13 protein-coding genes are annotated in these 18,356 nt (G+C 35.2%); 12 read left to right on the top strand and 1 reads right to left on the bottom strand.

Annotated elements, in window-relative coordinates; genetic code table 11:
• The first annotated feature begins 177 nt into the window (after positions 1-177).
• The 9 genes from VMW81_08660 (at position 178) to VMW81_08620 (ending at position 11,250) form a co-directional block, all read left to right on the top strand.
• The gene (locus VMW81_08660; protein HUU51017.1) at positions 178-762 is read left to right on the top strand and encodes a hypothetical protein; all 585 of its coding nucleotides are present in this window, start codon (positions 178-180) and stop codon (positions 760-762) included.
• A gap of 69 nt (positions 763-831) precedes the next feature.
• Entirely contained in the window at positions 832-2,094 is a 1,263-nt protein-coding gene (locus VMW81_08655) for an endonuclease Q family protein (protein HUU51016.1), read from the top strand.
• 69 nt (positions 2,095-2,163) lie between these two features.
• Positions 2,164-3,303, top strand: coding sequence for a DNA repair exonuclease (locus VMW81_08650; protein ID HUU51015.1), 1,140 nt, complete (start codon positions 2,164-2,166; stop codon positions 3,301-3,303).
• Positions 3,300-5,603, top strand: a complete 2,304-nt coding sequence (locus VMW81_08645; GenBank protein HUU51014.1) for an AAA family ATPase — start codon at positions 3,300-3,302, stop codon at positions 5,601-5,603. The genes VMW81_08650 and VMW81_08645 overlap by 4 nt, the downstream gene beginning before the upstream one ends.
• Before the next feature lie 292 nt (positions 5,604-5,895).
• Positions 5,896-7,014 carry a glycine cleavage system aminomethyltransferase GcvT gene (gcvT, locus tag VMW81_08640; protein ID HUU51013.1) on the top strand — a complete coding sequence of 373 codons (1,119 nt, stop codon included), beginning with the start codon at positions 5,896-5,898 and terminating at the stop codon, positions 7,012-7,014.
• A gap of 144 nt (positions 7,015-7,158) precedes the next feature.
• Entirely contained in the window at positions 7,159-7,548 is a 390-nt protein-coding gene (gcvH, locus tag VMW81_08635) for a glycine cleavage system protein GcvH (protein HUU51012.1), read from the top strand.
• A 10-nt stretch (positions 7,549-7,558) separates the two neighbouring features.
• Positions 7,559-8,899 (top strand): aminomethyl-transferring glycine dehydrogenase subunit GcvPA, encoded by a 1,341-nt coding sequence (gene gcvPA, locus VMW81_08630; GenBank protein ID HUU51011.1) that lies wholly within the window; start codon positions 7,559-7,561, stop codon positions 8,897-8,899.
• A 19-nt stretch (positions 8,900-8,918) separates the two neighbouring features.
• Entirely contained in the window at positions 8,919-10,403 is a 1,485-nt protein-coding gene (gene gcvPB, locus VMW81_08625; GenBank protein HUU51010.1) for an aminomethyl-transferring glycine dehydrogenase subunit GcvPB, read from the top strand.
• Positions 10,404-10,455: 52 nt separating this feature from the next.
• Positions 10,456-11,250, top strand: a complete 795-nt coding sequence (locus tag VMW81_08620) for a lipoate--protein ligase family protein (protein ID HUU51009.1) — start codon at positions 10,456-10,458, stop codon at positions 11,248-11,250.
• Between the two features lie 6 nt (positions 11,251-11,256).
• Here the strand turns inward: VMW81_08620 and VMW81_08615 are convergent, their stop codons facing one another.
• On the bottom strand, positions 11,257-14,304 hold the full coding sequence (locus tag VMW81_08615; protein HUU51008.1) for an AsmA-like C-terminal domain-containing protein: 3,048 nt from the start codon (positions 14,302-14,304) through the stop codon (positions 11,257-11,259).
• A gap of 231 nt (positions 14,305-14,535) precedes the next feature.
• On the opposite strand from VMW81_08615, the gene VMW81_08610 reads away from it, so the two are divergent.
• The 3 genes from VMW81_08610 to VMW81_08600 all read left to right on the top strand — a co-directional run bounded on the left by VMW81_08610 (position 14,536) and on the right by VMW81_08600 (position 18,337).
• A complete protein-coding gene (locus tag VMW81_08610) occupies positions 14,536-15,144 on the top strand; it encodes a glycine zipper domain-containing protein (GenBank protein ID HUU51007.1) in 609 nt (202 codons plus the stop codon).
• A 161-nt stretch (positions 15,145-15,305) separates the two neighbouring features.
• Positions 15,306-17,084 carry a TonB family protein gene (locus VMW81_08605; GenBank protein ID HUU51006.1) on the top strand — a complete coding sequence of 593 codons (1,779 nt, stop codon included), beginning with the start codon at positions 15,306-15,308 and terminating at the stop codon, positions 17,082-17,084.
• A 116-nt stretch (positions 17,085-17,200) separates the two neighbouring features.
• Complete coding sequence (locus VMW81_08600; protein HUU51005.1) at positions 17,201-18,337, top strand: hypothetical protein; 1,137 nt, start codon at positions 17,201-17,203, stop codon at positions 18,335-18,337.
• Positions 18,338-18,356: the final 19 nt, after the last annotated feature.

Here is an 18,356-nt window from a genome sequence, read left to right as displayed (position 1 = left end):
AAGGTCATATATGCGCTTGTAAAAATCCTGACATTGAAACAGAGGTATGCACCCTTTCTAAGAAGACCTTTTTCGAGGAATTTGATAAATATAAGAGGGAACAACAACTAGGCTTCTTTGATAAAAGAGAAGGGTCGTGTTTTAATGCTTTGAATTTCCCTTTTTTATGAGGTTTCTATGAAAATTGTTGATTATGATATGAAAAGTATAATAGATCAGGAGCTTAATAACGGCTCTAATGACCTTGTTACAAGAGAGACAGGAAATAGAATCAGAGAGAGGATAGAAAGAGAATTGAAGTTACTTAAGGAGTCAGTCATTATCCTTCTTAACTTTTCCAATATCGGTATCATCGATTATTCCTGCGGTGATGAAATTGTTGCTAAATTAGTGTCGAGATTAATCTCTGGAGAATACGGTGAAAAGTATATTTTGATCAAAGGATTGAATCCTCATCAGAGGGAGAATATTGAGGTCGCTTTGGAAAGAAAGAGGCTATCGGTCTTAAATTTAACGGAAAAAGGTCCATTGGAAATAATCGGTCCTTTAAATAATTATCTTAAAGAGACGTTATTTTTCGTTATGCGAAATGGTAAGATGACTTCCAGAGAAGTAGCAGACAGATTAGGAATAGAGCTTAATACAAGTAGTACTCGACTGATAAATCTTTATAAAAAAAGGCTCCTCATAAGACAGGAGGAGTTGTTGAACGCCGGTGGTAGGCAGTTTATCTATGAATCAATTTTGTTAAATCTTAGTTAGTTAATGGTTTAATGGATATAAACGTGATGATAATCTTGTTCGAGTTTTTTACTATTCGAGGTGAGATATATGAAATTTATTGCTGATTTTCATATTCATTCAAAGTATAGCAGAGCAACCAGCAAAGAGATGGAGGTAGAAGCCCTGGGAAGATGGGCTAAGAAAAAAGGAATTGATCTCATGGGAACAGGAGATTTTACCCATCCGTTCTATCTATCCGAGCTAAAGACAAAACTAGAACCTAAAGGTAATGGTCTCTTTCAGTTAAAAAGAGGAGATGAAAAGACAGATTTTATCCTTACAGGAGAGGTAAGCAATATATATCATCAGGGAGGGCGACTGAGGAAAATCCATACTGTTGTCTTTGCTCCAAGTATAAAAGTGGTTGAAAAAATAAATACAAAATTAGCAGGGAAAGGTAAACTTTCTGCGGATGGCAGACCTATTTTCGGATTTTCAGCAAAAAACCTCGTTAAACTGGTTTTAGATATTTCAGAAGAATGTCTTTTAGTTCCAGCCCATGCATGGACTCCTTGGTTTTCTTTGTTTGGGGCTAATTCAGGGTTTGATTCTCTCGAAGAATGTTTTGAAGAAGAAGTAAATAATATTTATGCTATTGAAACAGGCCTGTCATCTGATCCCTCTATGAACTGGAGGCTATCCCAGCTAGATAGGATATGCCTGATATCTAATTCAGATGCTCATTCTCCCCAAAAAATAGGGAGAGAGGCCAATGTTTTTGACTGCGAGAGGGATTATAGAACGATTATGGAAGTTATCAAAAACAAAGATAGACAGAGATTTCTTTTTACGATTGAGTTTTATCCAGAGGAAGGCAAATATCATTATGATGGACACAGAAATTGCCAGATACTTTTTTCTCCCAAGGAAAGTCAAGAGGTTAATAATATCTGCCCTGTTTGTAAGAAGGCTCTTACCATTGGTGTGATGCATAGGGTAGATGACCTTGCTGATAGGGAAGAAGGATTTAAGCCTGAAAATAGTATTCCTGCTAGATATGTTGTGCCACTAGGGGAGATTATAGCTGATGCCTTTGGTGTTTCTGTTGGAACAAAGGCCGTAGATAATGAGTATGATCGTCTCATAGAATGGGGTGGATCAGAATTTAAGATTCTTCTTGATATAGAAAAAGAAGAGCTTTCTAGGTATGCTCATCCAAAGGTTTCAGAGGGAGTAATGAGAGTCAGAGAGGGAAAATTTAATATTGTTCCAGGATATGACGGGGTTTTTGGCAAAATTAAGATATTTGAGGAGAGTAAAGAACAGGGTTTTGATGAAGATGAGCAAAAGGAACAGATGAACCTGTTTTAATAGAGAATTAAAATAGTTTTCTGAAAATAGTGTGTAGTAGAAAAATATTATATAGAGGTAAGAGGTAAGGTGAAGATACTTCACACGGCAGATTTACATCTACAAGAAGATTCTGAAAGGAGATGGAATACCTTCTTTTGGATTTGTGAAAAGGCTAGGGTTGAGAAGGTTGATTATTTAATAATTTCAGGTGACATTTTTGATTCTCCTATACAAGCCAGTCAAGAGGCAAGAGAAAAGATGAAAAAAGCCTTTGAAAGGATAAGCCCTATAAAAATAATAATTGTACCAGGAAATCATGATATTAAAGGTGAGGTAGAATCCTTTGCCCCTGAAATGTTTTACGGTGAAAATGTATTCATAGGAAGCGAGGGACCTTATCAAATTTTTGATAGCCTTGGACAAGATATTGTGTTTTATTGCATTCCTTTCCAAAAGGGAAAGAAGGCAAGAGATTTGTTACCAATATCAGAGGTCCAAAAAGACATAAAAAAGATTAATATTGGAATTCTTCATGGGACGTTGGTGGATGAGAGGGAAATACGATCTTTTGTTCAAGAAATGGATATTGAAAAAGATGAATATTTTCCTGTTGAAACAGGGGATGTCGAGTCATGGGGATTTGATTATTTAGCCTTAGGACATATCCATAATCATTTTTCAAAAAGGGTCATTGGTGAGACAATAGCTGTCTATCCCGGAACCCCTGAACCGATGAAGATAAATGAGGCAAGCGAAAGAAAAGTCGTTCTTGCAGACATTAAAAATAAAGGAAAAATAGAAATTCAAGACATTACCATTGAGACTGCTCTGAGAATTGAGAGCATTGGACCGTTTATGATAAGGATAGGAGAAGTAAAGAATGTGTTTTCACAGATTGATCAGGAAATGGGAAAAAGAATAAAAGAGGGAGCTAACAGGAAGATATGGCCTCTCATCAGGATTGAAGGCGTCGTTGAAGATGAAAGGGCTCTCAAGAGATATCTTGATTATATTACTGATAAATATGCCTGTCGCTTCCCAGAGTTTAGTATAAAAAATGAGATTTTAAGTATAGCGCAGTTCAAAGACTTTCCGGTGTGTCTCAGTTTTATAAAAAAGGTAGAAGAAAGGATTGAACAAGCCGAAACAGATAAAGAGAGAAATATTTACAAGAGAGCACTCAGTTGCGGACTGAAAGAATTAAGAGAAAAAGGAGGGCTTGGTTGAGATTAAAAAGGTTAACCATTGAAAAATTTGGCATGTTCAATGATGTGGTATTTGACTTCGATGATCATGTAAGCCTTTTTTATGGAAAAAATGAATCAGGAAAAACAACTCTGATTGATGCAATCTTTTGTGCACTCTATGGATACAATAAGAGGATATTTCCTGTATGGGAAAAGAGGTATCAGGAAGGTTTTAAAGGAGAATTAATTCTGATTCATAATGGACAGGAGATATCACTACCTCAAAAAGGTAATTTTTATAAGATTTCCTCTTTAAGCCCGTTATTTTTTAAAAACGTATTCTGTATAAGAGCAGGCGAGGTTATATTTGATAAAAATGATTTTAGGAAGAAGGCATGGACAGCTATGCTGATAAATAGGATTCTTGGCATGCATGGTGATTTAAAGGGTGTGATTGAGGAACTGCGAAAGAACGCTGGCATAAACCCACATGGAGAGAAGGAGTCCAGGACAAAGGTATGGAAAGATGAGGATGCGCTAAGGGATGAGATAAGTACGTATGAGGATAAAAGAACGAAGGTTGAAACATTAATCAATAAAGAAAAGGAGATGGATATCAGGTTTGGAGAATTAAATAATTTAGAGACAAGACTTAAAGAGGCTGAAGAAAATAAAAAGGCATTAGAAAAGGCTAGAGAAAGGGATGAACTTATCAAGATAAAGGAGATTTATAAAAAGATTAAAGAAAAGAAAAAGGAGCTTAATTCATATAGCCATTTTAAAGAAGAAGAATTAAAGGAGTGGTCGGAATTTTCAAAGAATAAGGAAAAGCTTGTAAATGAAAGCAATATTTATAAAAAAAGAAGTAGAGAAGTTGATGTGAAAAAAAAGGAATTGGAAGAGGATATAAAGAATTTAATGTCTCGTATTATGGGTTGGCAGAGTATTACTGAAACAATTGTAAATTTAGAAAAGGATGTTAAACAGTATAATGATATGAAGAAAAAATTATCAGCGTTTAAAGATTCTAAGAAGGTAAAAAAAGCTATTCGTATTATACAATCCTCATGTTTTTTGTCAGCCTTGCTTCTTTTTGCTATAGGGTTTATTTGGAAAAAGGAAGTATTGTTAGGAATGATTCTCATTATATTAATTCCTGTTATTCTGATTTTTTATTTGAAAAAAAGTTATAAAAAAGCAAGGGAATTGGAAGAGGAATTGGATAAGCTATCGATAAAGACAAATAGCTTTCTAGTGAATCTTGGAGAGGACTGGGAGAATACAGATATCGATGACCTTAAAGATAGGATAGAAGGAAAAAGAAGAGAGATAAATAGAGATGAAGGTGAATCAAGGGAAAAGAAGAGACAGGCTGAGATACTACAAAATGAAAGAAAAAATATTGAAAAAGAGATTGATGAGATTCGTGAAAATATCGATTTTATTGATAAAAAAATAATGAAGATTAAAGAGATAACAGGGTTCGTTTCTCTTGAACAGTTTAAGGAAAAATGGGATGAATATCTATCTATAAAAGAGAATTTTAGGGGATTGACAAAAGAGATGGAAGGACTTATAGGCAGCCCAGATATGAATATCGTTGTAGATCGGATTGAAGCTTTAGAAGAAAGAGTGAGAGATAAAGATAAGATAGAAAATATCCCTTGGGATGAAGAGAAATATAATAGATTAAATAATGAGATTCTAGAACTCAGGAATGAAGTGGAAAAAAGAAAAAACGAGGTGCATGAACTCCGGGTTTCTATTGGAGAATTAAAGGGAGGTTTAATGGGTATAGAGAAGATAGATATCCTTCTTAAGCTCGACGAGAAGAAAAAGGAACTAGATAATTTTCTACTGGAGCGTGAGGCAGCAGAGGCAGCTTATTTTATTATGCGGGATATTGAAAAAGAGGCTACTCTTCAGGTGAAAAATATTTTAGAAGAGAGGTCTTCTGAACTATTTTCTCAAATAACAAATTTTAGATACGATAGAATTATCGTTAAGAGATGGGATCTTGTTGATGTTATGGTCGAACTCCCCTCTGGCGAAGAAAAACCAATTGAGTGGCTAAGCAGCGGAACATTAAACCAGTTCTATATGGCTATAAGAATAGCATTAGCGGAAAGGAGTCTAAAGAAACAAAAAGGATTTTTGCTTCTGGATGATCCATTTTTAACTTTTGATTCTGAAAGGATATCTCGAATTTTAGATATTTTATTTGATATTACAGAAGATGGTTGGCAGATGATATTTTTTACTGTGGACAGGACTTTAAAGAACATAATGGAAATGAGAGGAGTGAAAGCCAAAAATTTAGAACCTATAGCTTTTTCTTAATTTTAATAATCTTACTTTGAATTTTGGCACAATATCAAGTCCTTTTTTAAATCTTATAACAAAAAACTTTTATTTGTAAAAAAGCTTTTCCTCTTTTTTCTTTTCATCTAAAGACCAACCAAAAATTTATTGAGCAAAAACTTTTAAAAAATTATTTGGTTAATGAGAATTTTTATTTGACAATAAAAAAAGAATATGTATCTTGTAACTATTTTCTGCCAGTTTAAATAAAAAAAATCTTTCATTCTAATTATAGTGGCAGATTTGTTGTGAAGAAATATAGCCTCATTGAGTGACAGAAGGAGGTTTTTCAATAAAAAAGACTCCTTTTCATAGTATTCATAAAAAATTAGGAGCCAGGCTTATAGATTTTGCTGGATGGGAGATGCCGGTGCAATATTCAGGCATTATTGATGAGCATAACTGTGTCAGAAGTCAGGTGGGTGTTTTTGATGTAAGCCATATGGGTAAAATTGAAATCAGGGGCAAAAAAGCTCTCCAATTAATACAGAGGCTAACATCAAATGACGTTTCAAGACTCAAGAATGATCAGATTCAATATTCACTGATGTGTTACCCTTATGGAGGTATCGTTGATGATATTACTGTGTATAAAATAGAAGATGAAAGATTAATGTTGTGCGTGAATGCAATTAATGCAGATAAAGATTTAGATTGGATAAAAAGCAATAATAAAGAAAATGCCGAAGTGATTAATGTAGCTGAAGAACTTTGTCAACTGGCCATACAGGGGAAAAAGTCTGAGGAGGTTTTACAGCGGCTTTCGGATATTAAACTTTCTTCAATCAGATATTTCTGGTTTAAAAGAGGTAGGATAGACGGGGTTGAATCAATTATATCAAGGACTGGCTATACTGGGGAGGATGGTTTTGAGATATATTTTAATCATAAAAAGGCACAAAAGATATGGGATGCGATATTTAATGCGGGGGAAGAGTTTGGAATAAAGCCAGCAGGCTTAGGGGCTAGAGATACCCTCCGAATAGAAATGAAGTATCCTTTATATGGAAATGATATTGATTCCCAAACCACACCTTTTGATGCAAGTCTTGATTGGGTTGTAAAACTCAACAAGGAAGATTTTATTGGAAAGGAGGTGCTTTTAAAACAAAAGGAAAAAGGAGTAGATAGAAAATTAATAGGTTTTGAAGCTATAGAGAGAGGGATTCCACGCTCATCAAATTCATTATATCATAAAAATATAAAGGTTGGAAATGTGACGAGTGGAACCATGTCTCCTTCCTTAAAAAAGCCTATTGGAATAGGATATGTTAGTATTGTTTATTCAGATATTGGTACTGCTTTGGATATAGCAATAAGGGATAAAAGGGTAAAGGCAAAAATTGTTAAGACTCCTTTTTATTCCTCTCGGGTTGAAAGGATTCATTAACCGCCTTTTTAATGTATTGTTGATTCATTGAGTGATTTGGCCTCGATTATCATTTGTGAAAAGAAAATTATTTGGGATTAATAAAATTTTAGCTTTTGGTAAATTTTTATAAAGAAGATAAACAGAAAAGGAGGAGAGAGAAAAATGGAATTTCCAAAAGATTTAAAGTATTCAAAGGAACACGAGTGGACGAGGATTGAGGGTGGTAAAGCTATTATCGGCATTACCGACCATGCCCAGGAAGAATTAGGAGATGTTGTTTTCGTGGAGCTCCCAGAGGTAGGAAGTGAGGTTGAGCAGATGGGGACTTTTGGAGTAGTTGAATCTGTCAAGGCAGTCTCTGACTTATATTCTCCTGTAACCGGAGAGGTATTAGAAATCAATGAAGCACTGAAAGAAGAACCTGAATTAATAAATTCTGATCCCTATGGAGACGGATGGCTCATTGTTGTAAAAATAAGTGATGAGGATGAAATTGATGCGCTTCTTTCAGCTGAAGAATATGAAGCCTTTATCAAAGAAGAAAAGAAATAAAGGAATCTAGATGAGATATATTCCTAACACAGATGATGACTGTAGAGAGATGCTAAGAGCAATAGGGGTTAGGGATGTTACAGAACTTTTTACAGATATACCAGAAAAGATTAGGCTTAAAGAGAATCTTAAGTTACCTTCAGCTTTATCAGAGCCAGAGCTCAAGAGCCATTTAAATTTATTAAGCGAGAAAAACGCTGGTACTGAATATATATCTTTTTTAGGTGCTGGGAGTTATGGTCACTATATCCCAAGTGTGGTCGAACACCTCGTATCGCGATCCGAGTTCTATACAGCTTATACCCCTTATCAACCAGAAATAAGTCAAGGTACACTCCAGGGAATCTATGAATATCAGACCCTTATCTGTCAGCTTACAGACATGGAGATTACAAATGCATCTATGTATGATGGTGCTTCTGCTCTCGCAGAAGCTGTTTTAATGGCAAATCGTATTAATAATAGAAAAGAGATACTTATTTCTCAAGCTGTCCACCCTGAATATAGAAAGGTTTTAAATACCTATACCCAGTCCCTTGATTTAGAGATTAAAGAAATACCATTTACAAAGAATCTGTTTACAGATTCGAATGAAGTAAAAATGCTTGTTTCTTCTAACAGCTCTTCAGTGATCATCCAATATCCAAACTTTTTCGGCTCCATTGAGGATATAAAAAAGATTTCTGAGGTTGCAAGGGAAAAAGAAGCTCTCCTGATCGTTGTTGTTGTTGAGCCCATTGCATTGGGAATTTTAAAACCTCCTGGGGCTTTTGATTGTGACATAGTAGTTGGGGAAGGGCAGGTTTTTGGGAACCCCATAAATTTTGGTGGCCCAAGCCTTGGCATTTTTGCTACAAAAGAGAAGTATGTAAGGAATATTCCAGGAAGGATTGTAGGAGCAACTACAGATAAAAGTTTGCAGAGAGGTTATGTTCTTACAATGGCTACCAGAGAACAGCATATAAGAAGAGAAAAAGCCACCTCAAATATCTGTACGAATCAATCTCTTTGTGCTTTAGCTGCGTCTATCTATCTTTCTACCTTAGGAAGGAGGGGCATGAAAAAACTTGCAGAATTGAATCTTTACAAAGCGAACTATGTAAAAAAAGAGATTTCAAAGATGAGAAACTTTTCCGTTGATATGAGTATTCCCACGTTTAATGAATTTGTAGTCAGATCGAAACTGCCTTTAGAGAAAGTCAATGAATGGTTATTACAAAAGAATATCATAGGGGGATTAGCCTTATTAAGGTTTTATCCGGAGATGAAAGATTCACTTCTCTTCTGTGTTACTGAAAAGAATACAAAAGAGGATATTGATATTCTCTGTAGAGTTTTGAGTGCTCTATAGTCCAAATTTAGGAGAATTGATGAAAGAGCAAAGAATGATAGGAGCAAAGGGTTTGGTTTTTAACGAGCCTTTAATTTTTGAAAAGAGCTCCAAAAAAAGAGAGGCATTTTCACTTCCATCATGTGATGTACCAGAAGAAAATATTAAAGCTTTAATTCCTGAGGGCTTATATAGAGATGAGATTGAAGGTTTTCCTGAGGTTAGCGAGGTAGATATTGTAAGGCATTTTGTGAGGATGTCCCAATGGAATTACGGTGTAGATTTAGGTTTTTATCCTCTGGGGTCTTGCACGATGAAGTATAATCCCAAAGTGAATGAGGATATATCAAGGTTTTCGGGTTTTTCTGAACTCCATCCGTATACTCCTGAAGAGCTTTGTCAGGGTTCTTTACAACTCATGTATGAACTCGAACAGTACTTAAAAGATATCTGCGGGATGGACAGAGTTACATTACAACCTTCTGCTGGTGCTCAGGGAGAGGTGGTAGGTTTGATGATGATAAGGGAATATTTAAAGTCCAGGGGTAATCCGAGAAAAAAGGTTATTATTCCAGATTCTGCTCATGGGACCAATCCAGCCAGTGCTACACTATGTGGATATAAAAGTATAGTGGTAAGATCAAACAGTCGGGGGTGTATCGATCTAGATGAACTTTCGAGAATTGTTGATGAGGATGCGGCAGCTATTATGCTGACAAATCCGAATACCCTTGGTCTTTTTGAAGAAGATATCTTAGAAATTTCTGATATGATCCATCAAAAAGGAGGACTGGTATATTGTGACGGAGCTAATCTTAATGCACTGATGGGGAAGGTGAGATACGGAGATATGGGTATAGATGTTGTTCATATTAACCTCCATAAGACATTTTCCACTCCTCATGGAGGAGGGGGTCCAGGAGCAGGTCCAGTTGGGATAAAGGAACATCTTGTTCCTTTTATGCCGAGTCCCACTGTTGAGAAAGATGGTGAAAGATTTTACTTAGAATATGATAGGCCTTTTTCAATCGGAAAAGTTCATAGCTTTTATGGAAATTTTGCTATCATGGTTAGGGCTTATGCCTATATAAGATCTATGGGTGGAGAAGGACTTAAGGAAGCTAGTGAAGTCGCAGTAATCAATGCCAATTATATTATGAATAAATTAAAAGATTACTATGACCTTTCCTATAATAGAGTTTGTAAGCACGAATGTGTCTTTTCTGATAAAATTCAGAATAAAAATGGTGTAACAACTTTAGATATTGCTAAAAGACTTATGGATTATGGTTTTCATCCTCCAACCATATATTTCCCATTGATTGTGAAGGGCGCAATCATGATAGAGCCAACCGAGACAGAAAGTAAAGAAAGCCTGGAAGAGTTTATCTGGGCGATGCAAGAGATTGCAAGGGAGGCAAAAGATGAACCAGATAAATTGAAGAATGCCCCCCATAAAACCAAAGTATTACGTTTAGATGAAACCTCCGCCGCAAGAGAACCTCAACTAAGATGGAAAGACTAAAGAAAAATCCATCCATACTTTTCATGATAAACCAAAAAGCTAGAGAATAATCATGAATAATAAGAGGGAAGGATGGAGATTAATCAAAGATGTTTTTTATGATGGTTATATGAATATGGCCATCGATGAAGCGATATTCATTGCATGTGAAAAAGGATTTTCGCCAAAAACGATACGATTTTATGGCTGGAATCCCCCGGCCATATCAATAGGGTATTTCCAAAAGACATCATATCTGTTTGAATCTAAAAGAATGAATGAGTTATCCTTGGATATGGTAAGGAGGCCAACAGGAGGAAGGGCTGTCTTTCATGAAGAGGAGGTCACCTATAGCATTATATCAAGCTTAGACGCCTTTTCTCGTAATGGTGTCCTTGAACCTTATAGGATTATAAGTCATGCCTTGGTTTCCGGATTAAAAAGCATCGGTGTTTTAGCTGAGTTATCATCAAAAAGAAAAAGGGGACAGACAAAGGGTATAGATTCACCATCATGCTTTTCCTCCTCTTCTCTCTATGAGATTGTTACTCAGGGGAAAAAGATTATTGGAAGTGCACAAAAGAGGAGCAGAAACTTTCTGCTCCAACAGGGTTCAATCCTTTTAAATTTAAACAGAGAGAAATGGACTTCTATTTTTAAAACAGAGGATGATAATAGAATGATCAGTCTTCAGGAGGTTTTAAACAGAAAGATCTCATTTAGAGAAGTTTCCAAGGCCCTCATAGAGGCGCTTAATAAGTCTTTCGGACCATTGTTTCAGGATAAATTAACTCTCTACGAGAAGAGATTGTCAGAAAGGCTAAGGAAAGAAAAGTACACAACTCAAGAATGGAATTTTCAGAGATAACCTCTTTTATCTCCCGATTGCTAGAACCTTTTGAGGTATATGGAGGACCTCGCCGGTAAGGACAATTATTTTTCGAAAGGCCTTTAAAATATTTAGTTCTATGGAATGAGAAGGGATCTTTGTGACTTCCGGATCGCTTATTTTCCCTTTGACTTCATAAAAATTTGCTATCAGATTTTTATCATTTCCAACAGCAGCATTTCCCACAAAGGGTAATTTGTTGACAATTCTTTCCATTGTATTGGAGGTTAATACGCTTACCTTGAGATCCATAAATTCGTGAGTCAGATCAATTCTACCAGTAGCTGCAATATTCACCTTTTTGCCCACGATGGATAGGTTGTTGGTAGTAATGATTCCATCATGAATGATAAAATCACCACTGATAGTATGATAAGGAAGTTTTTTCATACCGTTTTTACCAGAAATTTTCTTGAATTCCTTATCGAAGTGAAGTTTGGAGGAAAGGAGAGCCATACTCTCCGATTTTTTTATAAACCCATTTTTAAATTGGATAAAGACATGCCCGTCCATATTTTTTTTAAGTTCATCAGGATTGAGACTTTGAAAAAAGAGGTTGCCTGAAATATCCATAGACCCTGTCAGAATATTCTGGTTTATGTTTAGTTCATTAAGCAGGCTCTCTGAATCGACATTAAGAATCTTTGGTTCGATACGAATAGTTGGATTTTTTAGCGAGGATAGATCTATCAAGGAGCTAAGCATAATACTTCCACCATTGGATTTTATCCTCAGGTCATCTATTTTCAATTGACCTTTATTGCAAATAATATTTGTATCTATCTCTTTAAAATTCATATCCTTATATTTTGCCTTTTCTATCTGAATCCTTGCCTTTATCATTGCGTAATTGAGGAGATGTCCATAATCGCTATTTTGTTTTGAGAATAGGGCAGGTATTTCATCTAATTCAATATATGGAGAAATAAGGTCGATGTTGATTTTTGGTTCAAGAAAGTCTTTAACCTCTCCTTTTAAATTAATAACAGAGTTCCCAATCTTGGCCTTTTCAATCTTAATATACGCCTTTTTTGTATTGAAAATGATGTTACCTCTGTGTAGATAGATGGGATTGGAAATTCTGTTTGATAGAATCATTGTGTGATCCAGACTAATATCTCCTTTTATATTAAGGTTATTTCGATTGTTCAAATTCCCAGAGATAATAATCTTGCTCTTTACAAATCCCTTTATATTTGTTTTGTAATCTTTTTTAAATGGGAGAATGTTTAGGAGATTCTCTAAAGGGGTTTTCTTTGACTCAATGGTTAATTCAATATAAGGGTCGTCAGCGCCATATTCTATCAATCCATCCTTTAGGTTCAATTCATAACCATCTAATAGCATGTTCAGCGAGTCAAACTTAATCAACTCATCTGTAAAATCGATCTTTCCGTTGACATTTCTCATCTCAGGTTTGATTTTTTTATGAGAAAGATTTATTTTTTTCAAATCCAAACTTCCCTGCATTTCAAAGGATTCTCTATCTTTAATATTCCCTTTGGCATTTAATGTTAGCGAGGCATTTCCCGACATTTTTTCTAACCCTTTTAAGCGAGAAGAAAGTTTACGAGGAAATATACTTAAGGATTTTATATACTCAATATCAGCTGCGTCCATATTTCCCTTAAGAGAAAATTCTATTTGAGGATCTGAGTTTATTTGAAAAATTTTTCCTTGGCTATTGAAAAAGTTGGAGTTTCGAATCCTTCCATTCAACCGGTTCAATTTGATTTCATCATCTTTCAGATTTATGAGTCCCGTCAGTCCTTTGATAGACGGCAGATTTTCTCCTGTATCAATATTTACATCTTTGAGCTCTAGTGTCCAAGAAGCAGGCCTTGATATGGTTTTTGAATAAGAAACGGAAGTAATTTTTATCGATCCAGAAAATTTTGTTTTATCAAATACCTTATTAAAATCATCAGAAATATATTTCTTTGGGATATACTTTTTTATTGCTTTCAAAGAGAGATCTTTTGCGTTAACCTGTGTTACAAGTTTGCCATCTTTACCAAAAGTATTGTCCACCTTTATTATTTCATGCTTATGAGAATCTTTGACTTTTAGTCCAATCTTGTTAACCGTTATAGAGTTTTTATTAAATTCAATGTCACAGCTAATTATATTTTTATAAGCATCGCAGGGTATGCCATCATGCAAATAAGGAATTTTTAAGGATAAAGAGCCTGTGGTAATATTTCCTGATAGTTTGAGTATTCCATCGGTATCTTTTTTCAGATTGATGTCAGCCTTTATTTCTCCTTTAAGATCTTTTAAAAAAGAGATTTGTTTGAGGTAGATGCTATGGTCTTCATATTGAATTGAATCCGTTTTAATATCTGCATCAAATTGAAAATCAGAAAGGTCTAGATCTATAGGTATTTTATTAAGGGATCCTTTAGCGGAGATTTTTGTCTTTTGAGAGTTATTACTGCTTATGTTTGCTGATAGTTTGAAAGCTATAGGGCTGGCTTTTGATGTATTTATGAGATTTATAGAAACGTTCTGAAATTCTGTAGTAGTTGCGGGATTAGAGATCTTTTCATCAATAAATTTCACGTATCCGTTTTTGATTAAAATATTCTTTACTTTATACGATGCCGAACTATTTTCTATTATAAGAAATCGTTTTTCAGGCAGGCTAAGAATATTGATAAGACCTTTTTCATTCCTTTTTATTGTTACTTGGGGCTCATGAAGAACTATTTTTTTTAATACAACCTTCTTCTTTAACAAAGGTAATAGTTCAGCATTTAGTGTTAACTTCTCAATGTAGAGTGGAGAAGACGCTTCTTTTTTATTTTTGATAGAGACTCCTTTTGCTTCAAAAGCCAAACCATTCAAAATGCTTAGACGGATTTTTTCAATTGATATATCTCTCTTGATAGCTTGTCCAATCTGTTTAGATAGAAGGGTTTTGTAGTTGTCTAACTTAATGAGGGATGCAAGAAGCATTGAACAGACAAGCAGAAAGACAATAAGAGTAAAAAAAATAAGAGGTATCTTTATACCTCTCCTCTGGTTTTTCATAATATTTAGAATCTAAAAAAGATATTATTTTCCAACATATCCATTTATTAGTATATCAAAAAGATTTTATTGTCAATAAATTATTTCCTTTTTTATAAAATTGATATTGCTGGAGATTAAGTCAATAAAATCAAAGGGATTTCCTGCTTGACAATCCTTTAAAATTGTCATACCTTTAATTTTAGATCCAAACCCTTTCAATATTTAATGAAGAAAGGAGGCAATAGATAGATGAGGCGTTACCTAGCTCTTGTTATTTCTGGGATTTTTTTAGTGGCCCTTTATTCGTGTGGAGGAGGGGGACTCACCACTACAGAACAAGCAACGATTGCAGGTACCCTTATAGGTGCAGGAACAGGAGCTATCATAGGGGGTGCTAGCGGTCATGCAGGAACTGGTAGTGCTATAGGTGCAGGAATTGGGGCATTGACAGGGCGTTTAGCTGGTCAAGCGATAGAAAGAGAGGGAGCGAAACAACAGTCAAAAACAGGGACTGGAGCATATCCAGAAACGACGCAGCAGCAGCTAGAGCAAGAGAGAAAAAAACAGGAAGAATTAAGGTTAGAACTGGAAAGACAGCGCCAACAGACGAAACAGCTGGAGATAGAATTAGCCAGATTGAAAGACCCGGACTTACAAAAAGAGATTGAGGGCAGGAGAACGCTACAGCAGGAGTTGTCAAATGAGTTGGCAAAGGAAATAAAAAAGTTGAATGAGCAGCTGGAATTAGCGAAACGTACAGGAAATAAAGACCTTGAGGCAGAGATCAAAGAAAAGTTGGAAAAACTGAAAAAACAGAAGCTTGAGTTAGACCTTGAAATAGCAGGAGAGAGAAGATAAAAATTTTCATAAATTTGTTCTTAATGAACAATTTTTCTTCTGTTTTTTGAAAAAGTGCTGTTATATATAATAATTTTCAATATTCATTCTTTTCAATTATTTACAAAGGAACTCGAAACAGATTAGGGCAGAAATTTTTCTGTCCTTTTTAGTTTATAGTTATGAGAAAAAAGATTAAGAAGGAAAAAATAAGAGGAGGGGTCGAAGGTTCGGGAAAAAGAAGGACCACTGTTCGAAAATATATCGTTACGAAAAAAAATATTGAAAAAAAGAGAGGTAAGTTAGACAGTAATATCCAAAAAAAGGCTAGCAAAAGGGAATTCTCTAAAAAGGGTGATAAACTCCTTGATAAAATTGAGAGCAAAACCAAGGTAAAAAGTTCGATAACATCTGGCAATAATCTAGAGGAACCAAAGAACCAAAAAAGATCTTATACGCTTCTTTTTTTCAAGAGTAGAGATATTTTCCTCAGATTGATTCATTGTTTCAAAGATTTTATTGATAGCCATTATAAAAGAGCGAAAGAATATCTAAGGGATAGGGGGAGAGAATCAAAAAAGAGAGTTATTTATGGTAATCTGTTGTGGGAAAATTTAGAAGTTTCTTCTTATAAGTCAAGATTAGATATATTCCTGGTCGTTTCATTCCTTCTTCATTTAATAATTTTCCTCCCCTTTTTTAATAAAGCACTTGAAACAAAAGAGATTTTAAAGAAGCCCGTTTCAATAAAGATTGTTGAGGTTCCAGAGGTTTCTGAAATAAAAAAAGTAAAAGAGGCTGAACCGAAATCCAAAGCAGTAAAAAAGGTTGAGAAAAAAGTTAAGCCAAAGAAGACAGTATTAGCTAAGAAAACTTTATCTAAACCAGAACAAAAACAGGAGCCTAAAAAAATTTTACAACCAAAAAAAGAGGAAACACAAAAGACCTTTAACAAGCCAAAACTCTTAGCTTCCAGTGTTGCTGGGTTCAAAGAGGACCAAAAGAAATATAAAGAGCCTTTTAAGTTTCTTAAAACGAAGGATGATATAGAGAGGAAAAGAGAAACAACAGAGAAAATCCCTGATTTATTTAAGGGTCAAGAGACTTTGAAAAGACCAAAAACTACTAATAATTATCCTGATTTAAAAAATAAAACACCAGATTTAAAACCCAAGATACTTATATCTCAGGGGGATGAATTTGAGAAGAAGTTTAAAGCACCCCCAAAGCCTTTTTTTTTAACCCATAAATTTGATTTTGAATTGAAAGAGGAAATGTCTCATGAGAGGATATTGAAAACAACCCCAAAGGAATTTAAAGGGAAAGAAGCTTTCATTGAGCCAACCGAGCTGATAGCTTCTTCGACAAAGACCTTTCCTACACGATTAGTGAGTTCTCAACCTATAGAACATAAAGATACGAATGCGCCAAAAAGAGTTACTTCAGACATGAGAAAATTAGCATTCGATAAAAGCCCTATAAAGAGTCAGGTCGAAACAAAGGGAAGGTCTAAAGAGGTAGAGAACAGATTAGAAGGAAGAGAAATATTTAGGGTTCCTGAGGATCCTGAAGCAATGGCAAGGGCTCCTGTTGATCTCAGGAAAAAAGTAGAACATCCCCTGCTTAGAAAAGATGCAGAGGCCGTATATGTTTCGCTGGATAGTGATGATCCTCAATTCAAAGATTATTTGGAAAAAATAAAAAGAAGAATAATGTCAGTCTGGCATTATCCCGTTGAAGCAAGACCGGGTTTGAAAGGTAGGGTATCGCTCGAATTTCGTATCGAGATTGACGGGAGTGTCTCCAGTGTATATCTATTGTCTTCTTCTGGATATATCCCTCTCGATAAAGGGGCTGTAAATGCGATTCATAAAGCTTCTCCATTCCCTCCTGTTCCCAGTTCACTATTAGTTGGAAACAAACGAAGGCTTGCTATTGACGGTCATTTTAAATATAATTAAATTTTTTTATCTTAAGATTTGGAGTACACATGATTAGGAATATTTGGTCATTCCTTTTTATCATTTTTATGCTGCTTAATTTTTCTATCGGTTTTAGCCAAGAAGAGAAGCCCAAAGTGAAGACTTTTTATGATGAAGAGGGAAGGATAGCCAGACAAGAGCTAGATAATAATAGAGACGGAAAAACTGATGCATGGTTTTATTACGTGGATGGAAAACTTGAGAGACAGGAGGAGGATAAAGATGGTGACGGCAAGCCTGATATCTGGACGTATTATTTAAACGAGAAGATAGATAAGCAGGAGGTTGATACCAATTTTGATGGATACCCAGAGCTCTGGTTTTTTCTGGATAACAAAGGGAGTCTGTCAAGGAAGTGGAAGGACTCTAATAAGGATAGAAAGGTCGATATTTGGACGTATTATGAGGATGGAAGAATAGTAAAGCAGGAGGGAGATATAGATTTTGACGGAAAGAAAGACCTTATCCTCCATTATAAAAACGAAAGATTAGTAAAGCGAGAGGAAGATACAAAGAAGAGGGGTAAGATAGATCTCTGGTCCTATTTTGAAAACGAGAAATTGGTTAAAGAAGAACAAGACATAAATGGTGATGGAAGGATCGATAAGACCTATTTTTATGAAAATGAAAAGTTGGTTAGCTCTCATGAGGATACAAACAACGATGACAAGATCGACCTTTGGTCTTACTATAGAGATGGAAAGCTTGTAAGGAGAGAGGCCGATACAAAGGGAGACGGTCATAAAGATATAAAATCGTTCTATGAAGATAGTAAATTAAAGAGAGTAGAAGAGGGAATAGATTTAAGTGGCAGACCCAAAATTGTCTATCATTATCAAGGCGGGGAGTTGGTTAGACAGGAAGAGGATAGGAACAGGGACGGAAATATCGATAATATTTTACTCTATGAAAAAGAAATGCTTGTAACAAGGCATTTCGATTCCGATAATGATGGAAAGATAGATGTTTGGTATACTTATAATAAAGGGAAAATAGCAAAAATAGAAGAAGACACCAATAAAGACGGAAAGGCAGATATCCTCTCATATTATCAAGAAGAAAAACTGACAAAGCAGGAGGGGGACACGAATTATGACGGAAAGATAGATATCTGGTCTTACTATAAAGATGGAAAGATTGAAAGACAGGAAGAGGATACGAACTATGACGGTAAGATAGACATCCGGTTTTTTTATAAAAACGGAAGGCTCATAAGAGAGGAAAGAGGTTAATTGAATTTATCAAAAGATA

Source organism: Nitrospinota bacterium, assembly GCA_035528715.1.
Classification (GTDB): Bacteria; JADFOP01; JADFOP01; order DATKYB01; family DATKYB01; genus DATKYB01.
Note: the sequence above shows the minus strand (reverse complement) of the source record. Positions and strands in the feature narration are given on the sequence as shown.

Coding starts and splice junctions, on each gene's coding strand:
- VMW81_08660 (HUU51017.1), top strand. CDS start 178: ATGAAAATTGTTGATTATGATATGAAAAGTATAATAGATCAGGAGCTT.
- VMW81_08655 (HUU51016.1), top strand. CDS start 832: ATGAAATTTATTGCTGATTTTCATATTCATTCAAAGTATAGCAGAGCA.
- gcvH (HUU51012.1), top strand. CDS start 7,159: ATGGAATTTCCAAAAGATTTAAAGTATTCAAAGGAACACGAGTGGACG.
- gcvPA (HUU51011.1), top strand. CDS start 7,559: ATGAGATATATTCCTAACACAGATGATGACTGTAGAGAGATGCTAAGA.
- gcvPB (HUU51010.1), top strand. CDS start 8,919: ATGAAAGAGCAAAGAATGATAGGAGCAAAGGGTTTGGTTTTTAACGAG.
- VMW81_08620 (HUU51009.1), top strand. CDS start 10,456: ATGAATAATAAGAGGGAAGGATGGAGATTAATCAAAGATGTTTTTTAT.
- VMW81_08615 (HUU51008.1), bottom strand. CDS start 14,304: ATGAAAAACCAGAGGAGAGGTATAAAGATACCTCTTATTTTTTTTACT.
- VMW81_08610 (HUU51007.1), top strand. CDS start 14,536: ATGAGGCGTTACCTAGCTCTTGTTATTTCTGGGATTTTTTTAGTGGCC.
- VMW81_08605 (HUU51006.1), top strand. CDS start 15,306: ATGAGAAAAAAGATTAAGAAGGAAAAAATAAGAGGAGGGGTCGAAGGT.